Source organism: Plantactinospora sp. B5E13, from assembly GCF_039871775.1.
Classification (GTDB): Bacteria; Actinomycetota; Actinomycetes; order Mycobacteriales; family Micromonosporaceae; genus Plantactinospora.
In genome coordinates this window covers 20,160-36,414 of record NZ_JBDPLT010000014.1, presented here as the reverse complement: position 1 = coordinate 36,414, position 16,255 = coordinate 20,160, and the positions used below count along the sequence as shown (strand labels likewise).

Here is a 16,255-nt window from a genome sequence, read left to right as displayed (position 1 = left end):
GGAGGAGAAATGGCTCACCGACGCCATTTCCGGCTGTCCCGACCGGTCGGGCGATCCCGTCCCGGTCCCACTGATCCACCGTCCCCCGAACCCGGCCCGGTAGCCCGGCCACCCCGGCCCGCCGTCGGACGGTTCCGTCGCGCGGTCGCCCTCGCCTCGGGCGCCGTACTCACCCTCGGCCTGCTCGGCGCACCAGCCGCCGCCGCCCCGGACCCGGGCGTCGGCGGGGTGGCACCGGCCTGGACCGGAGGGTCGGTGCGGGTGCTGGTCTTCCACGGGCCGGCCGCCTCCCAGGAGGACCCGGTCGCCAGGGCGGTCACCGCGATCCGGCAACTCGGCAACGAGCACGGCTTCGCCGTCCACGACTCCGCCGACCCGACGGTCTTCACCGTGGACAATCTGGACCGCTACCGGGGCGTGGTCTTCCTCTCCGCCAACGGGGTGACGCTCAACGACGCCCAGGAGGCCGCCTTCCAGGCGTACGTCAAGGGCGGCGGCGGTTTTGTCGGCATCCACGACGCGGCCCGGGCGCAGCCCGACTCCGAGTGGTTCACCGGCCTGATCGGCACCCGGCCGGCGGCGACCCTGCCGAACGCGGAGAAGATCGAGAGCGTCACGGCCAGCGGCAACAACCCGCCGAACGAGATCGTCGAGAACCTGATCGACGGCGCGACCGGCACCAAGTGGCTGACCCGTACCCCGACCGGCTGGGTGGTGGCCAAGCTCGCCGAACCGAAGGTGATCTCCCACTACGCGCTGACCTCGGCGAACGACTTCACCGGCCGTGACCCCCGGGACTGGACCCTGCAGGGCTCGGCCGACGGTGAGACCTGGACCGACCTGGACCGTCGGACCGGGGAGGTCTTCTCCGGCCGCTTCCAGACCCGGCAGTTCACCTTCACCAACACCCGGGAGTACGAGTACTACCGGCTGAACATCACCGCGAACAGCGGCGAGCCGCTGATCCAGCTCGCCGAACTGTGGCTGATCGGCCCGAACGCGGGACCCGCGCCGGAGAGCCAGGTGCAGGAGGCGGTGGTCGACCTGGTCGACCGGCAGCACCCGGCGAACAAGGGGCTGCCGCTGAACTGGACCCGCTCCGACCAGTGGATGAACTGGGACCCGAGCCCGGTCGGCCGGGTGCACACCGTCGCCCAGGTCAGGGAGAGCACGTACGACGCCGGACTCGGCGGCAACGGCGCTTTCCACCCGATCTCCTGGTGCCGGGACTACGACGGCGGCCGGTCGTTCTACACCGGCATGGGCCGTACCGAGGCCAGCTACACCAGCGACGCCCGGTTCCGCAGCCACCTGCTCGGCGCGATCCAGTGGACCACCGGTCTGGTGCGGGGCGACTGCCAGGCGACAATCGCCGCGAACTACCGGATCGAGCGGCTGACCGCCGCCAACCAGTCCGGCCAGCTCGACCAGATCGGCGAGCCGCACGGGCTGACCATCGCACCGGACGGCAAGGTCTTCTACATCGGCAAGGCCGCCTGCCCGTCCGGGCCGGTGGCCGACTGGGCCGACCCGAACGTCGGCCTGGGCTGCGGCACGATCCACCAGTGGGACCCGAAGAACAAGCAGGTCAAGCTGCTGACCACGTTGAAGGTGATGGGCAACCGGGGCAGCGGCAGCGAGCTGGTGAAAAACGAGGAGGGCCTGGTCGGCATCACCCTCGACCCGAAGTTCGCGGAGAACGGCTGGTTCTACGTCTACTGGATGCCGCACGAGTCGATCGACCGGGAACGGCGGGTCGGCCAGCGGACGATCTCCCGGTTCACCTACGACCACACCGCGCAGTCGGTCGACCAGGGCACCCGTAAGGACCTGCTGCACTGGGACACCCAGATCCACAGCTGCTGCCACGCCGGTGGCGGCATGACCTTCGACGAGTCCGGCAACCTCTACGTCGGCACCGGGGACAGCAACTCGTCCGGCGGATCGAACGGCTACTCCGGCAACAACTGGACCCAGGAGTACGCCGGCATCTCGTTCCAGGACGCCCGCCGTACCTCCGGCAACACGAACGACCTGAACGGCAAGATCCTCCGGATCCACCCGGAGCCGGACGGGACGTACACCATCCCGGACGACAACCTCTTCACCGGCCAGGAGGGTGGCGGCGGCAAGGCCCGCCCGGAGATCTACGTGATGGGTGTCCGCAACATCGCCCGGATCGCCTGGGACCCGGTCAACGACTGGCTCACCGCCGCCTGGGTCGGCCCGGACGCCGGTGCGCCGAACCCGGAACTGGGTCCGGCGAAGTACGAGACCGCCACGGTCATCACCTCGGCGGGCAACCACGGCTGGCCGTACTGCATGGGCAACCGGCAGCCGTACCGGGACCGCAGCAACACCGACGCCACCGTGCTGACCGGCTGGTACGACTGCGACAACCCGCGCAACGAGTCGCCGCGCAACACCGGACTGGTCAACCTTCCGCCGGTGCGGGACAACATGATCTGGTACTCGCCGCAGGGTGGCGGGCCGGTCTTCCCGAAGCGCGACGACGGCAGCGGACTGCCGACGTACCAGACCGAGGACATCACCCTGACCCAGCCGTACCTGAGCGGCGGCGGGCAGGCCATCATGGACGGCCCGACGTACCAGCGGGAGAACGTCGACGTGAACAGCGGCGTCGCCTGGCCGGCGTACTGGGACAACAAGTGGTTCATCGGTGACCAGTCGAACGCCAACAACCGGGTCGCGGTCACCGTCGACCCGGAGACGGTCGCGCACGCCGGTGCACCGGCGTTCGCCGAGGACCTGCGCGCCATCATCCAGGGCGGCAACGGCGCCAACCAGCTCCAGTCCTGGATGGACGCGAAGTTCGGGCCGGACGGCGCGCTCTACCTGCTCGACTACGGCAGCGGCTTCTTCAGCCTGCACCCGAACCAGAAGCTGGTCCGGATCACGTACCAGGGCGGTCAGGCCACCCCGAACCCGAGCCTGGCCACCGCGCGGTCGAGCACGCCGAGCCAGCCCCGGACCATCGGGTTCTCCGCCGCCCGGGTGGGGGGCGTGGCCTGGGAGTGGGACTTCGGTGACGGCAGCAAGCTGTCGCACCAGGCCCACCCGACGCACATCTACAAGCGGTACGGCACCTTCCAGGCAACCCTGAAGGTGACGTACGCCGACGGTGAGGTCGTCACCGGCAAGGTCACCGTGAACGCCGGCTGTGCCGCGCCGGACGCCCGGCCGACGGTCTGGATGTTGGAGAGCGACACCGGGGTGGAGAACCGCCGGACCGGTGGCGGCTGCACGATCAACGACCTGATCGACGACGAGGGCAACTGGCCGAACCGGGCGTCGTTCCTCACCCACCTCGACGAGGTGCTCGCCGAACTGACCGCGGCGCACGTCATCGACAACAAGGAGATGCGGGCGTTGCGCCAGGCCGGCCGGCAGTCGCCGATCGGCGCCACCGCCGGATACCAGGCGATCTTCGACGGTTCGGCGAGGTCACTCGCCGGCTGGCGGCAGGCGCCGGGCGGGTCGTTCTCGCTGCTCCCGGACGGGGCGATCCGCAGCTCCGGCGGCCTCGGCATGCTGTGGTACGCGGACCGCCAGTTCGCCGACTACTCGATCAGGGTGCAGTTCCGGGACATGTCGCCGGAGGGCGTCCGGGCCAACAGCGGACTCTTCGTCCGGTTCCCGGACCCGAGGACGCCGCTGGAGCAGCGTCCGCCGGGCAGTTGCGGGACGGTCGGCTCGGCCCGTAGTTCGCAGGCCTGGGTGGCGATCTACTGCGGTCACGAGATCCAGATCTACGACGGCGAGACCGGCGAGCCGCAGAAGACCGGCTCGGTCTACAACTTCGCCCCGAACACCCTGGACAAGGCCGGGGTGACCCCGAAGGGTCAGTGGAACGACTACGAGATCCGCGTCGTCGGCCAGCACTACACGATGATCCGCAACGGTGTGGTGATCGCCGAGTTCGACAACACGCCCGGCAAGCAGTCGTCCCGGGCGGGTGACCCGCCGACCGACCTGCGGCAGTTCCTCAGCGGGTTCGTCGGGCTGCAGAACCACGGCACCAACGACCTGATCGAGTTCCGCAACGTACGGGTACGGGAACTCTGACCGGTGGTGCCGGACCCGGGCCCGCGCGCCCGGGTCCGGCACCGTGCCGGTGGCCGGCCCGGGCGTGACCCGGCGAGCGGTTCAGCAGATGGCCTCGTCGAGTGGGATGACGGCGGGGCGGGGCAGCGGGGCGGCGCTCCCGGCCCGGAACGCCTGCAGCAGGTAGGCCACCAGGCGGCGCGACGCGGCCACCGTCGCCTCCGGTGTCGCCGCCCGGATCCCGCCGTTGGCCAGCAGGATCAGCGACAGGTCGGCGGGTTCGAAGTCGCGGCGCAGGGCACCCGCGTCCTGCGCGCGGCGGACCAGCTCCGCGAACCCCCGCTCGGCCCGTTCGCGCAGCGCGGTGAACTCCACCGTGCGGGGGAAGGTCGTCAGGAACGCTGCGGAGAACCCCCGGTCCCGGGCCTGCATCGTGCAGACCTCGACGAGCAGACGGCAGAATCCGCGCCACGGGTCGGGGTCGGCGAGGGCGGTGTCGAGCACGCCGGAGCATTCGGCCAGCTGCTCGGTGAAGGCCTCGGTGACCAGGTCCTCCTTGGTGGGGAACCGACGGTAGAGGGTCGCGATGCCGAGGCCGGCCCGGCGGGCGATCTCGTTCATCGGCACGTCCAGCCCGTCCGCCGCGAACGCCTCCCGGGCGACCTGCAGGATCCGGGCACGGTTGGCGGCCGCGTCGGTACGCAACCGAGTTGATGTCATCGGCGGACCTCTCACTTCGGGCCGAGGGGAAGCTCGTGCCCGGCTGCCCTGCTAGAAGTGGAGTATGCCATCCACTTCCATGCGACTCGTGACCTACGACCGGTACGGCCCACCCGAGGTGCTCTCCGTCACCACCGGTCCCGTACCCCGTCCCCGTCCCGGTGAGGTCCTGGTCCGGGTCCGGGCGGTGTCGGTCAACGGCGGCGAGTTGACGATGCGCGCCGGGCGGCTGCGCCTGTTCACCGGCAACCGCTTCCCGATGCGGACGGGAATCGACCTTGCCGGGGAGGTCGTCGAGCCCGGTGACAGCCGATTCGGCACCGGTGACCTGGTCTGGGGGGCGCTCGGGCGCAGGATGGGATCCGCCGCCGAGTACGTCGCCGTGCCTGCCGGGCGGCTCGACCACCTCCCGGCCGGGCTCAACCCGACGGGGGCCGCCGCACTGGCCGTCGGGACCACGGCGATCACCGCCCTGCGGGACACCGCCGCGCTCGCGCCCGGCGAACGGCTGCTGGTACGGGGAGCGACCGGCGGTGTCGGATATGTCGCCGTACAGCTCGGCAAGGCGATGGGGGCACACGTCACCGGACTGGCCAGCGCGGCCAACCTGGACCTGGTGAAGGAACTCGGCGCGGACGAGGCGGTCGACTACCGTGCGCCGGGAGCCTTGGGCCGGTTCGACGTTGTCCTCGACACGGTCGGCAGCGACCTGCCCATGTTCCGGCGGCTGCTGACCCCCGGGGGGAGGATGGTCGCGATCGCGTTCGACCTCGACCGGCCGTTCCGTTCGCTGGGCTACCTCGCGGCGAGCGCCCCGCGCCGGCGCCGGTGGGTCCGCTTCTTCAGTGGCAACCCGACCGCCCCGCTCTTCGCCGAACTCGGTCACCAGGTGGCGACCGGCGCGATCCGTCCGCAGGTCGACCGGGTCTTTCCGCTCGCCGAGGTCGCCGCCGCGCACCGGGCCCTGGAGCGGGGCGGGGTACGGGGCAAGATCGTCATCGAGGTCAGCTGACGCGTGCCGGGTCTTCTCCGGCTGAATGCTCAGTGCAACGGCCGCCCGGTTGACGACCGCAGGTTGTCGATCGCGACGTCGAGGGCCGCCTCGAGGTGGGTGAGTCGGCCGGTGGAGAGCATGATCAAGACGCCGCCCTGGATCCCGGCGAGCAGCGCGGCCGCGAGCCGCTCGGCGTCCAACGCGGCGTCGACCTCCCCGACCCCCTGCAGGTGTCGGATCCCGGAGGTGAGCTCCGCCTGCCACTGCCACATCAGCTCGGTGACCACCGCCTGCGCCCCCGGGGTGTTGCGACCCAGTTGGGTCACCAGGACGTTGAGCGGGCAGTGCTGCCCCTGCTCCCGGTAGCGGCTGACCACCCGGTCCCGCCACGCCCGCCAGGCGGGCCAGGAGGTGAGGTCGCCGAGTTGGGGTTGCTGGTCCGCCAGGACCCGGTCAGCCTCGTACCGGGCGACGGCGAGCAGCAGTTCCTCCTTGCCCTTCGGGAAGTAGTGGAAGAGCTGGCTCTTGCTGGTGCCGGTGCGGGCCCGTACGGCGTCGAGCGTGGTGACGTGCACCCCGGAATCGCGGATCTCGGCGGCCGCACCCTCGATGATCCGCCGCCGGGCCGCCTCGCCCTTCGGGGTGAGTTTCCGATCCACCTGCTCCGACCTCCCGTTCTGGACTAGCGGGTCCATTCTATCCAGGGGTTGCCGGGATCCCCGCCCGTGGCGGAGGACTGTCAGGATGACGACGTACCGGATCTCCTCCAGTTTTCGTTCACGTCCGCGAATCCCGCGGACCGAGTTCGGTGAGGTGCCGCTGTTGACCAGGACCGGTCTGCTGGCGCGGTGGCGGACGGCGGCGATCGCGGCCGGAGCGATCCGCGACGTGGCAGTGCTGGAGGCCGGGGCCGACCTGCTGGACCGCTGGGGTGAGGCGCACCGGCGCTACCACAACCTGGACCACCTGGTCGCCGTGCTCGCCGTGGTCGACGCGGAGCAGGAGCACGCCGTTCGCCCCGACCTGGTACGGCTGGCCGCCTGGTGCCACGACGCGGTCTACGACCCCCGGGCCGGCGGTGACACCAACGAGCGGGCCAGCGCCGAACTCGCCGCGGAACTGCTGACCGGACTCGGCGTTCCGGTGGAGGCGGTGGCCGAGGTGGTCCGGCTGGTACTGCTCACCGCCGGCCACCGGGCCGCACCGGGGGACTCCGACGGTGCCCTGCTCTGCGACGCCGACCTCGCGATCCTGGCCTCGCCCGCGGCCAAGTACGACCGCTACGCCGCCGCGATCCGGGCCGAGTACGACCACGTCCCCGACCCGGCGTTCCGGGCCGGCCGGTCGGCGGTGTTGCGGAGTCTGCTCGACCTACCCCGGCTGTTCCACACCCCGGCACTGGCCCGGCGAGGTGAACAGGCCGCCCGGGGCAACCTCCGGCGCGAACTGGCCCGGCTCAGCCTCCCGACGACGGACTGAGCCACAGCGGACTCGGCGGATGCCGCCGACCGCAGCGCCGGTCGTACCGGTCGAAGCGAGGGGCAGGGCGGGTCAGCGGCGTACCGCCCGGCGTCGGCGGGCCAGGTAGAGCAGGGCGAATCCGACGATCAGCAACACGACGCCGCCGACCAGGAAGGTGATCGTGTTCGTGCCGGTGAGCGCCAGCCCGCCGCCCGAACCGCCGGCGTCGGTCTGCCGGGCCGGTGGCTCCGCGACGACGTCAGTCCTGTCCGGCGTCGGCTCGCTGGCCTTCGGGGACGGCTTGGTGGTCCCCGCCGACTTCTCCGGTGTCGGCTTCTGGCCTCCAGGCTGCTGCCCGTTACCCGGCTGCTGTTCGTCGTCGGGCTGCTGCGCGGGCGGCTGATCGTCGTCGGGCTGCTGCCCGTTACCCGGCTGCTGTTCGTCGTCGGGCTGCTGCGCGGGCGGCTGATCGTCGTCGGGCTGGCCGGCCGGCGGCTCGTTGTCGGCGGGCGGCTGGTCGTCGCCGGGGCCGTCGGCCGGCGGCTGGTTGCCGCCAGGTCCGCCGGCCGGCGGCTCGTTGTCGGCGGGCGGCTCGTTCTCGGCGGGCCGCACCCAGATCCGGACGGAGTCGAGCGCCGGGATCTGGTTGGCCCGCGCCATCATCGGGATCCGGTGCGAACCGTCGCCGGCCCAGGAGGAGCACTGGGCGAGGCCGGCCGGCAGCCCCGGCACCTCGACGATCACCTGGTCCGGCTCCCTGCCGCCCTTCCCGTCCTCGGTGGCGACAAAAAACGCCGGTACCGGCGCCGGCTCGGCGGCCGTCGTGGTACTGGTGAGCATCCGGCACGAGGTGTGGAAGTGGCCACGGACCAGGCCGTCCCCGGTGAGGAACGACGACTCCAGGTAGTAGCCGCCCCGGCCGGCCGGCAGGAAGCGGTCGCGGACCAGGTTGCGGGTGCTCACGACGAGCCGGAAACGCTCTCCCTCCCGTACCGTCCGGGGGGCGTCGGCGATCAGCAGGGTCGGGTTCTGGTCTGCGGCCCCCAGTTCGCCGAAGGCGGTCGGGACGCAGCGCTCACCCTCCTGGAAGCCGGTGTGCGCGGCGAGCCGGCTGTTGTCGCAGTTGTTGCCGAGGATCTCCAGGCCGTTGTCCGGGGCGGGGGTCCCGGGCGATCCGGTCCCCGCTGCCGGGGTCGGGGTCGCGTCCGCGCCGCCTTCCTGCTCCGCGCACTCCGTGCCGGCCGGGGAGGTGGACGGTGCGGGGCTGCCGGTGGCCGCGCCGGCGCCGTCGGCGTTCTCCGACGTACCGGTGGCTTCCGGCGTCGACGTGGGCCCACAACCGACCGGGGCCCGCTGGGTGCCGACGGCCCGTTCGGTGCCGGCGTTGGAGGTCTGCGTCACGCCGACCAGGCCGCCGAAGACGGTGAGCGTGGCGACCACGGCGAGAATCCGGCGGCGCGGGCCGGAAGGGGCGGAGACCTGACCGTGGGGCGACGGTCGCATGTGTGTGAACCTCCTGGTTTCGGCGTACTGCGGCTCGGGTCCGGCGGAGATCCGGCCGCCGTGCCGGGTACGTCCTCCGGCACCCGGCTGGTCGGACGATCCACAAGCGACGATGATGTCGTCGGGTCCCGCGCACCGCACCCACACGGTAGGGACCGGCTCGTCGGCGGATCAAACCCCCGACGGAGAAATGTGAATCTCTTGCGCCGCAGCTAATGGAAACTTATGACACGGGGAGCGGCGCCTCCCGGAACCGCTCTCCGTGCTCCCGGGGCGTCCTCCGTTCCCCGGACGACCTCCGTGGTGCGGCGGTGGGCCGACCGACTGTTGGCGAAATGTGAACTTCTGTGCGGTGCTGCCGTCGCTCACCAGTGACATCCCGCCCATTTTCTTGACTGATTCCAAAAAACTGAGCAGACTGCGGTGCGTGTCCACGACCCTCGACGTCCCGCGAATGCTGCGTGGGGCCGCGCTGCGGGTGACCCGTCCCCGGGTCGCCGTGCTGAACGCGGTGCACGCACATCCGCACGCCGACACCGAGGCGATCATCGTTGCCGTGCGTCGGGAGCTTCCCGAGGTGTCCCACCAGGCCGTGTACAACTCACTGCACACGCTGACGGACGCTGGTCTGGTGCGACGCATCCAGCCCGCCGGCTCGGTGGCCCGCTACGAGTCGCGGGTCGGGGACAACCACCACCACGTCGTGTGCCGGTCCTGCGGTCTCGTCGCCGACGTCGACTGCGCCGTCGGTGAGGCGCCCTGCCTGACCCCGTCCGACCACAACGGCTTCGCGCTCGACGAGGCCGAGGTCACCTACTGGGGCCTCTGCCCCGACTGTTCCACCACCGACAGATCCTGATCCGACTGTCCCGCCCACGGAAGGAATCCGTTGTCCGAGAACCCGATGTCCGAGCACCACGAGGCGGTCGTCCATGACGCGGAGGCGGGTGGCGAGTCCCGCTGCCCGGTCGCGCACGGACGCGCCCCCCATCCCACCCAGGGCGGTGGCAACCGTGGCTGGTGGCCGGAGAGCATCAACCTGAAGATCCTCGCCAAGAACCCCGCCGTTCGGAACCCGCTCGGCACCGAGTTCGACTACGCCGAGGCGTTCAAGAGCCTTGACCTCGACGCCGTGAAGCGGGACATCGCCGAGGTGCTCACCACCTCGCAGGACTGGTGGCCGGCCGACTTCGGCCACTACGGCCCGTTCATGATCCGGATGGCGTGGCACAGCGCCGGTACGTACCGGATCAGCGACGGCCGCGGCGGCGCCGGCGCCGGCATGCAGCGCTTCGCCCCGCTGAACAGCTGGCCGGACAACGCGAACCTGGACAAGGCCCGCCGCCTGCTCTGGCCGGTCAAGAAGAAGTACGGCCAGAGCCTCTCCTGGGCCGACCTCATGATCCTCACCGGCAACGTGGCCCTCGAGTCGATGGGCTTCAAGACCTTCGGCTTCGCCGGCGGCCGGGCCGACGTCTGGGAGCCGGAGGAGGACGTCTACTGGGGCCCGGAGACCACCTGGCTCGGTGACCAGCGCTACACCGGCGACCGGGAGCTGGAGAACCCGCTCGCCGCGGTCCAGATGGGTCTCATCTACGTCAACCCGGAGGGCCCGAACGGCAACCCGGACCCGCTCGCCTCGGCGCGCGACATCCGGGAGACGTTCCGCCGGATGGGGATGAACGACGAGGAGACCGTCGCGCTGATCGCCGGCGGCCACACCTTCGGCAAGACCCACGGCGCGGGTCCGGCCGACCACGTCGGTGCGGAGCCGGAGGCCGCACCGATCGAGCAGCAGGGCCTGGGCTGGCAGAACAGCTTCGGCACCGGCAAGGGCGCCGACACGATCACCAGTGGCCTGGAGGTCACCTGGACCACCACGCCGACCCGGTGGAGCAACAACTTCTTCTGGAACCTCTTCGGGTACGAGTGGGAACTGACCAAGAGCCCGGCCGGCGCGCACCAGTGGCAGCCCAAGCACGGCGCCGGGGCGGGGACCGTCCCGGACGCGCACGACCCGTCGAAGCGGCACAACCCGAAGATGCTGACCTCCGACATCGCGCTGCGGGTGGACCCGGTCTACGAGCAGATCTCGCGGCGGTTCATGGAGAACCCGGACCAGTTCGCGGACGCCTTCGCCCGGGCCTGGTTCAAGCTGACCCACCGCGACATGGGCCCGATCCAGCGCTACCTCGGCCCGGAGGTCCCGGCCGAGGTGCAGGTCTGGCAGGACCCGATCCCGGCGGTGGACCACGAGCTGGTCGACGCCGGGGACATCGCCGCCCTCAAGGCGCAGATCGTCGCCTCCGGTCTGTCGGTGGCCCAGCTGGTCTCCACCGCGTGGGCGTCCGCGTCCACCTTCCGCGGCGGTGACAAGCGCGGCGGTGCCAACGGTGCCCGGATCCGGCTGGAGCCGCAGAACAGCTGGGAGGTGAACGACCCGGACGAGCTGGCGCGGGTGCTGCACACCCTGGAGGGGATCCAGCAGACGTTCAACGCCGCCCAGACCGGCGGTAAGAAGGTCTCGCTGGCCGACCTGATCGTGCTCGCCGGTGGGGTCGGTGTCGAGCAGGCCGCCCGGAGCGCCGGCTTCGACGTCGAGGTGCCGTTCACGCCGGGGCGGATGGACGCCTCGCAGGAGCAGACCGACGTCGAGTCGTTCGCCGCGATGGAGCCGACCGCCGACGGGTTCCGCAACTACCTCGGCAAGGGCAACCGGCTGCCGGCGGAGTTCCTGCTTGTCGACCGGGCGAACCTGCTCACCCTGACCGCGCCCGAGATGACCGTCCTGGTCGGCGGTCTGCGGGTGCTGGGCGCCAACCACCAGCAGTCGTCGCTGGGTGTCTTCACCACGACCCCGGGGTCGCTGACCAACGACTTCTTCGTCAACCTGCTCGACCTGGGTACGACGTGGAAGGCGACCTCGGCGGACGCGAACACGTTCGAGGGGCGCGACCTGGCCACCGGCGAGGTTCGGTGGACCGGCACCCGGGCCGACCTCGTCTTCGGTTCGAACTCCGAGCTGCGGGCGCTCGCCGAGGTCTACGCGAGTGACGACGCCCGGGAGAAGTTCGTCCGGGACTTCGTGGCGGCGTGGGTCAAGGTGATGGAACTGGACCGGTTCGACCTGGTCTGATCCGGTGACGTCCGGGCCGGCTCCGTGCGGGGCCGGCCCGGACTGTCGACGTACCGCTGTCGGCCGGCGTCGTGGCCCGCCGGGGGCGAACCTCAGTGGGGCACCGGGCCGACGGTGGCTCGACTGCGTCGTACGGTGACCGGCGGAGTGCGGCCCGGCGGCCGGGGATGCAGCGCGGCGCGCAGCGCCGGTGCGAACATGCGCCGGACCTCGGCCGACGGCAGCGTGTTGAGGGGCCGGATCGGGTTCAGGTACCGGGTGAAGATCAGACCGCCGAGCACGCCGACCCCGGCGGCGGCCCGGGCGGTGGCGTCCGGGCCCTCCAGAAATTCAGCAATGCGGACGAGTAGCTCACTTTCCAGGTAGCTCCGGAAGGCGTGCATCGTGTCGTCGTCCTGCAACGCCATCCGGTTCTCGGTGGGGGCGGTGGCGTCCCAGAGCGTCGTGACGGCGCTGAGCAGCCGGTCGGCGAGGCCGGCCTGGTCGCCCTGCAGAGCCTCGACGAGGGCGGGCGACCCGACGCAGAGCAGGTTCAACGACTGGCCGAAAAGCCCCTGCTTGGAGCCGAAGTGATAGCTGATCAGCGCCGGGTCCACCCCGGCCGCGGCGGCGACGGCCCGGACCGTGGTGCCCTGGTAGCCGTGCCGCAGGAACAGTTCGCGGGCGACCTCGGCGATCCGGGACCTGGTGTCGGGATTGCCTCGTGGTCGCCCCCGGCTTTTATTCAACACGGTTGAATACTGCGCTCCCCGCCCGGCATGGTCAATCCGATCACGCCCACAGCGAGGAGCGAAGAAATGCGTACCGTCGTCTTCGGGGCCACCGGCCCCACCGGCCGGCAGCTGACCGCGCAGGCGCTGGCCGCCGGCCACGAGGTCACCGCCGTCACCCGTCGGCCCGACGCCATCCCACCCCGTGCCGGCCTCACCGAGGTCGTCGCCGACGTCGCCGATCCCGCCGCCGTCGACCGGGCGGTGGCCGGCAGCGACGCGGTCCTGTCCAGCCTCGGGGTGCCGCTCTCCCCGAAACCGGTCACGGTCTATTCCCAGGGCAACGCGAACATCGTCGCGGCCATGCACCGGTACGGGGTGAAACGGTTGGTCACGGTCAGCTCCAGCGTGCTGGACCCGAGGTGGCGGCCGACCGGCGAGTTCTTCTTCAACAACGTGCTGGACCCGCTGGTGAACCGCCGGATGGGCCGCACCGCGCACGAGGACATGCGCCGGATGGAGGAGATCGTCCGCAACAGCGACCTGGACTGGACGATCGCCCGACCGTCCGGCCTGTTCGACCACCCGACGGTCACCCGGCACCGGGTCGCGGAGGACGTCGCGGACGGGCTGTTCACGGCCCGGGCCGACCTGGCGGCGAGCATGCTGGCACAGCTCACCGACGACCGGTTCGTCCACCGGGCGATGGCGGTGATCACCACCGAGGTCAGGCCCAGCATCGCGGGGCTGATCTGGCGCGAGGCGATCACCAGGAAGAAGTGAAGCCGCACCGCGTCACCACGGCCGGACGAACCTCCCGTTCCACCTCCCGAAAGGTCAGCACATGCCCCGCACGCCCGTTCTCGACTCGATGATGTTCCACCGGGAGACCGGCACCGGGAAGCCGATCGTCTTCCTGCACGGCAACCCCACCTCCTCGTACCTGTGGCGGCACGTCATGCCGGCGGTCGGCGCCGGACGCCGGCTCGCACCCGACCTGATCGGGATGGGGGAGTCCGGCAAGCCCGACGTCGGGTACACCTTCGACGACCACGCGCGGTATCTGGAGGGGTGGTTCGACGCCCTCGGCCTGGACGAGGTGGTACTGGTCGGTCACGACTGGGGTGGCGCGCTCGCGTTCGACTGGGCCGCCCGGCATCCCGACCGGGTCCGCGGCCTGGCGTTCCTGGAGACGATCGTGAAGCCGATGGCGTGGGAGGAGTTTCCCGAGGGCGGCCGGGAGCTGTTCCGGTCGATCAGGACACCGGGTGTCGGCGAAACCATGATCCTCGAACAGAACCTGTTTCTCACCGACATGCTGCCGTTCACCGTCGCCAGCGGCCTCTCCGCCGACGACCTGCGGGTGTACCTGGAGCCGTACCCGACCCCGGCGAGTCGCCGGCCGTTGCTGGAGTGGCCGCGCGCCATGCCGCTGGGCGGCGAGCCCGCCGACGTCGTGACCCGCGTCGAGCGGTACGACGCCTGGCTGGCCTCGAGCGCCGACGTACCGAAGCTGCTGCTCGCCTTCGAACCCGGCCCCGGTGCGATGCTGGGACCGGAACTGGTCGACTGGTGTGCGGCCACCGTCGCCGGTCTCGACATCGCACAGCTCGGACCCGCCGGCCACCACGCACCCGAGGACCAGCCGGAGGCGATCGCCGCCGCGGTACGCGGCTGGGCGGACCGGCACCGGCTGCTGCGGTGACGCCGCCGGGCGGGGCCGGGGTCAGGAGGTCGCCTTTCCGGCCTGGGAGTATCGGTCGATCTGCGTCTCGGTGAGCCGCCAGGCGGCGGCGATCAGCCCGATGTGGGAGAACGCCTGGGGGAAGTTTCCGACCTGCCGACCCGTACACAGGTCGATCTGTTCGGCGAAGAGGCCGACGTCGTTGGCCCTGCCGGCGAGGCTCTCGAAGAGCTCGGCGGCCCGGTCCGGGTCGCCGGCGAGCGCGAGGCACTGAACCAGCCAGAAGGAGCAGGCGAGGAAGCCCCCTGGTTCGCCGGGCCAGCGTCGGACCAGACCGTCGACGGTCAGCTCCCGCTGGATCCGTTCCACCGTCGCCAGCATCCGCGGATCGTCGGCGCGGATGAAGCCGACGAGCGGCAGTGCCAGCACCGAGGCGTCCAACTGGTCGGAGTCGAAGGCGCCGGTGTAGGCGCCGACCCGCTCGTTCCAGCCCTCCCGAAGGATCGTCTCCCGGATCTCGTCGCGGATGGCGGCCCAGCGCCGCAGCTCCGCCGGACTGCCGAGCCGGGTGCCGAAGCGTACCGCCCGGTCCAGCGCCAGCCAGCAGCTCACCTTGGAGGTCAGGTTGTGGCGCAGCTCCTCCCGCATCTCCCACACGCCGGAGTCCGGCTCCCGCCAGGTCTGGGCCGCCTGCTTGATGATGTCCCGCAGCAGCCGGTGTACGTCGTCCGGCAGCGGCTCGAGGCTTCGACGCAACAGCCAGGCAGCGTCCACGATCTGGCCGAGGATGTCATGCTGCCGCTGGGTCCAGGCGGCGTTGCCGAGCCGGACCGAACCAGTCTCGACGTATCCGTCAAGTACGTCGATCTGGCGTTCGCTCAGGTCACGCTCGCCCTCGACACCGACCATGATCGGAACCGGCTCCATGCCCACCACACCGATCGCTTCGGCCATCCAGCGGAAGAGTCTGACCGCCTCGTCCGGGCAGGCCGCGCTGGAGAGCGCCCGGAGGGTCAGACTGAAGTCCCGCAGCCACACGTACCGGTAGTCGTAGATCTGCTGGCCCTCCGCCGTCACCGGTACCGAGGTGGTCGCCGCGGCGACGACCGAGCCGCTCAGCTGGTAGGTCAGCCCCTGCAGGACCAGCACGCTGTGGCGTACCAGCGGCGCGTACAGGCCTGGGTAGGTGTGCGCGCCGGACCAGGAACGCCACGCCTCGACCGTGTCGGCCAACGCCGCCGACACGTCGACCGCCATCGGCTCCCGCTGGTGGTAGGTCGGCGAGTACGACAGCGAGAACGTCTCCCGCCGGCCGGCTTCCACGGTGAACGTCGCCGACGCGTCGACGTCGCGGCAGTCCACCGGCACCGAGGGGGCCAGCCCGAGTGTGCTGCCGGTCGCCCTCGCGACGATCGTCGTGCCGTGCCGGAGCAGGTGGGCACGCACCCGGCCGTACTCGAACCGGGGCTCGTACGACATCACCATCGGCACGCGCCCGGAGAGCCCTTCCACCTCCCTCAGCAGGAGACCCGGCGGATAGTGTCCGATCTCGTGGCCGCGGGCCTCGGCGTCCAGGGCCAGCCCGTCGGTGATCGCCACCGAGCCGTCCCGCGTGGTGAAGACGGTCCGCACCACCAGGGTGCCGTCGAGGTACTGGCGCTCGACGTCGAATTCGCCGTCCGGCCGGATGAACCAGTGGCCGCCGCTGTCGTTGTCGAGCAGGCGGGCGAAGACCGACGGACCGTCGAACCGGGCCGGACACCACCAGTCGACCGACCCGTCCCGACCGACCAGCGCGCCGGAGCGGCCGTCGGCGAGGAGGGCGTACTCCTCAATCGGGCTGGCGCACACGGCACCTCCCGGACCGGTCGTTTCCCAGCAGCTGAACCATCCGGCGGTCATCCTCGCTCTGCCACGCCCTCGGACCGGCGGCGCGGGTCTCCGGCGGTCCGGCTCGACGAACCCGGACCGAGCGGTCGGCT

12 protein-coding genes are annotated in these 16,255 nt (G+C 71.2%); 7 read left to right on the top strand and 5 right to left on the bottom strand.

The features are described from left to right. Window positions 1-9: 9 nt before the first annotated feature. Complete coding sequence (locus ABGB05_RS15175) at window positions 10-4,086, top strand: ThuA domain-containing protein (protein WP_347653959.1); 4,077 nt, start codon at window positions 10-12, stop codon at window positions 4,084-4,086. 81 nt (window positions 4,087-4,167) lie between these two features. Here the strand turns inward: ABGB05_RS15175 and ABGB05_RS15170 are convergent, their stop codons facing one another. Further along, window positions 4,168-4,785, bottom strand: coding sequence for a helix-turn-helix domain-containing protein (locus tag ABGB05_RS15170; protein ID WP_347653957.1), 618 nt, complete (start codon window positions 4,783-4,785; stop codon window positions 4,168-4,170). 79 nt (window positions 4,786-4,864) lie between these two features. Between ABGB05_RS15170 and ABGB05_RS15165 the strand changes: the two genes are divergently transcribed. After that, the gene (locus tag ABGB05_RS15165) at window positions 4,865-5,797 is read left to right on the top strand and encodes an NAD(P)-dependent alcohol dehydrogenase (protein WP_347653956.1); all 933 of its coding nucleotides are present in this window, start codon (window positions 4,865-4,867) and stop codon (window positions 5,795-5,797) included. Window positions 5,798-5,826: 29 nt separating this feature from the next. On the opposite strand, the gene ABGB05_RS15160 is transcribed toward ABGB05_RS15165, so the two are convergent. Then, complete coding sequence (locus ABGB05_RS15160) at window positions 5,827-6,438, bottom strand: TetR/AcrR family transcriptional regulator (protein ID WP_347653954.1); 612 nt, start codon at window positions 6,436-6,438, stop codon at window positions 5,827-5,829. A 163-nt stretch (window positions 6,439-6,601) separates the two neighbouring features. On the opposite strand from ABGB05_RS15160, the gene ABGB05_RS15155 reads away from it, so the two are divergent. After that, window positions 6,602-7,258 (top strand): metal-dependent phosphohydrolase, encoded by a 657-nt coding sequence (locus tag ABGB05_RS15155; protein WP_347653953.1) that lies wholly within the window; start codon window positions 6,602-6,604, stop codon window positions 7,256-7,258. A 72-nt stretch (window positions 7,259-7,330) separates the two neighbouring features. On the opposite strand, the gene ABGB05_RS15150 is transcribed toward ABGB05_RS15155, so the two are convergent. Continuing rightward, window positions 7,331-8,743: an LPXTG cell wall anchor domain-containing protein gene (locus ABGB05_RS15150; RefSeq protein ID WP_347653952.1), complete on the bottom strand. Its 1,413-nt coding sequence runs from the start codon at window positions 8,741-8,743 to the stop codon at window positions 7,331-7,333. 454 nt (window positions 8,744-9,197) lie between these two features. On the opposite strand from ABGB05_RS15150, the gene ABGB05_RS15145 reads away from it, so the two are divergent. Together ABGB05_RS15145 and katG are read left to right on the top strand one after the other, a co-directional pair. Next, complete coding sequence (locus tag ABGB05_RS15145) at window positions 9,198-9,602, top strand: Fur family transcriptional regulator (protein WP_347654146.1); 405 nt, start codon at window positions 9,198-9,200, stop codon at window positions 9,600-9,602. Window positions 9,603-9,647: 45 nt separating this feature from the next. Next, a complete protein-coding gene (gene katG, locus ABGB05_RS15140) occupies window positions 9,648-11,879 on the top strand; it encodes a catalase/peroxidase HPI (RefSeq protein WP_347654144.1) in 2,232 nt (743 codons plus the stop codon). A gap of 92 nt (window positions 11,880-11,971) precedes the next feature. Here the strand turns inward: katG and ABGB05_RS15135 are convergent, their stop codons facing one another. After that, window positions 11,972-12,610 carry a TetR family transcriptional regulator gene (locus ABGB05_RS15135; protein WP_347653950.1) on the bottom strand — a complete coding sequence of 213 codons (639 nt, stop codon included), beginning with the start codon at window positions 12,608-12,610 and terminating at the stop codon, window positions 11,972-11,974. 66 nt (window positions 12,611-12,676) lie between these two features. Here ABGB05_RS15135 and ABGB05_RS15130 point away from each other — a divergent pair, with 66 nt between their 5' ends. Both ABGB05_RS15130 and ABGB05_RS15125 read left to right on the top strand, forming a co-directional pair. Next, window positions 12,677-13,372: an NAD(P)H-binding protein gene (locus tag ABGB05_RS15130; RefSeq protein WP_347653949.1), complete on the top strand. Its 696-nt coding sequence runs from the start codon at window positions 12,677-12,679 to the stop codon at window positions 13,370-13,372. A 61-nt stretch (window positions 13,373-13,433) separates the two neighbouring features. Next, window positions 13,434-14,294, top strand: coding sequence for a haloalkane dehalogenase (locus ABGB05_RS15125; RefSeq protein WP_347653948.1), 861 nt, complete (start codon window positions 13,434-13,436; stop codon window positions 14,292-14,294). Window positions 14,295-14,315: 21 nt separating this feature from the next. Here ABGB05_RS15125 and ABGB05_RS15120 read toward each other — a convergent pair whose 3' ends face one another. Next, a complete protein-coding gene (locus ABGB05_RS15120) occupies window positions 14,316-16,124 on the bottom strand; it encodes a glycoside hydrolase family 15 protein (RefSeq protein ID WP_347653947.1) in 1,809 nt (602 codons plus the stop codon). Between the last annotated feature and the right edge of the window lie 131 nt (window positions 16,125-16,255).

Coding starts and splice junctions, on each gene's coding strand:
- ABGB05_RS15175 (WP_347653959.1), top strand. CDS start 10: ATGGCTCACCGACGCCATTTCCGGCTGTCCCGACCGGTCGGGCGATCC.
- ABGB05_RS15125 (WP_347653948.1), top strand. CDS start 13,434: ATGCCCCGCACGCCCGTTCTCGACTCGATGATGTTCCACCGGGAGACC.
- ABGB05_RS15165 (WP_347653956.1), top strand. CDS start 4,865: ATGCGACTCGTGACCTACGACCGGTACGGCCCACCCGAGGTGCTCTCC.
- ABGB05_RS15170 (WP_347653957.1), bottom strand. CDS start 4,785: ATGACATCAACTCGGTTGCGTACCGACGCGGCCGCCAACCGTGCCCGG.
- katG (WP_347654144.1), top strand. CDS start 9,648: ATGTCCGAGCACCACGAGGCGGTCGTCCATGACGCGGAGGCGGGTGGC.
- ABGB05_RS15130 (WP_347653949.1), top strand. CDS start 12,677: ATGCGTACCGTCGTCTTCGGGGCCACCGGCCCCACCGGCCGGCAGCTG.
- ABGB05_RS15145 (WP_347654146.1), top strand. CDS start 9,198: ATGCTGCGTGGGGCCGCGCTGCGGGTGACCCGTCCCCGGGTCGCCGTG.
- ABGB05_RS15150 (WP_347653952.1), bottom strand. CDS start 8,743: ATGCGACCGTCGCCCCACGGTCAGGTCTCCGCCCCTTCCGGCCCGCGC.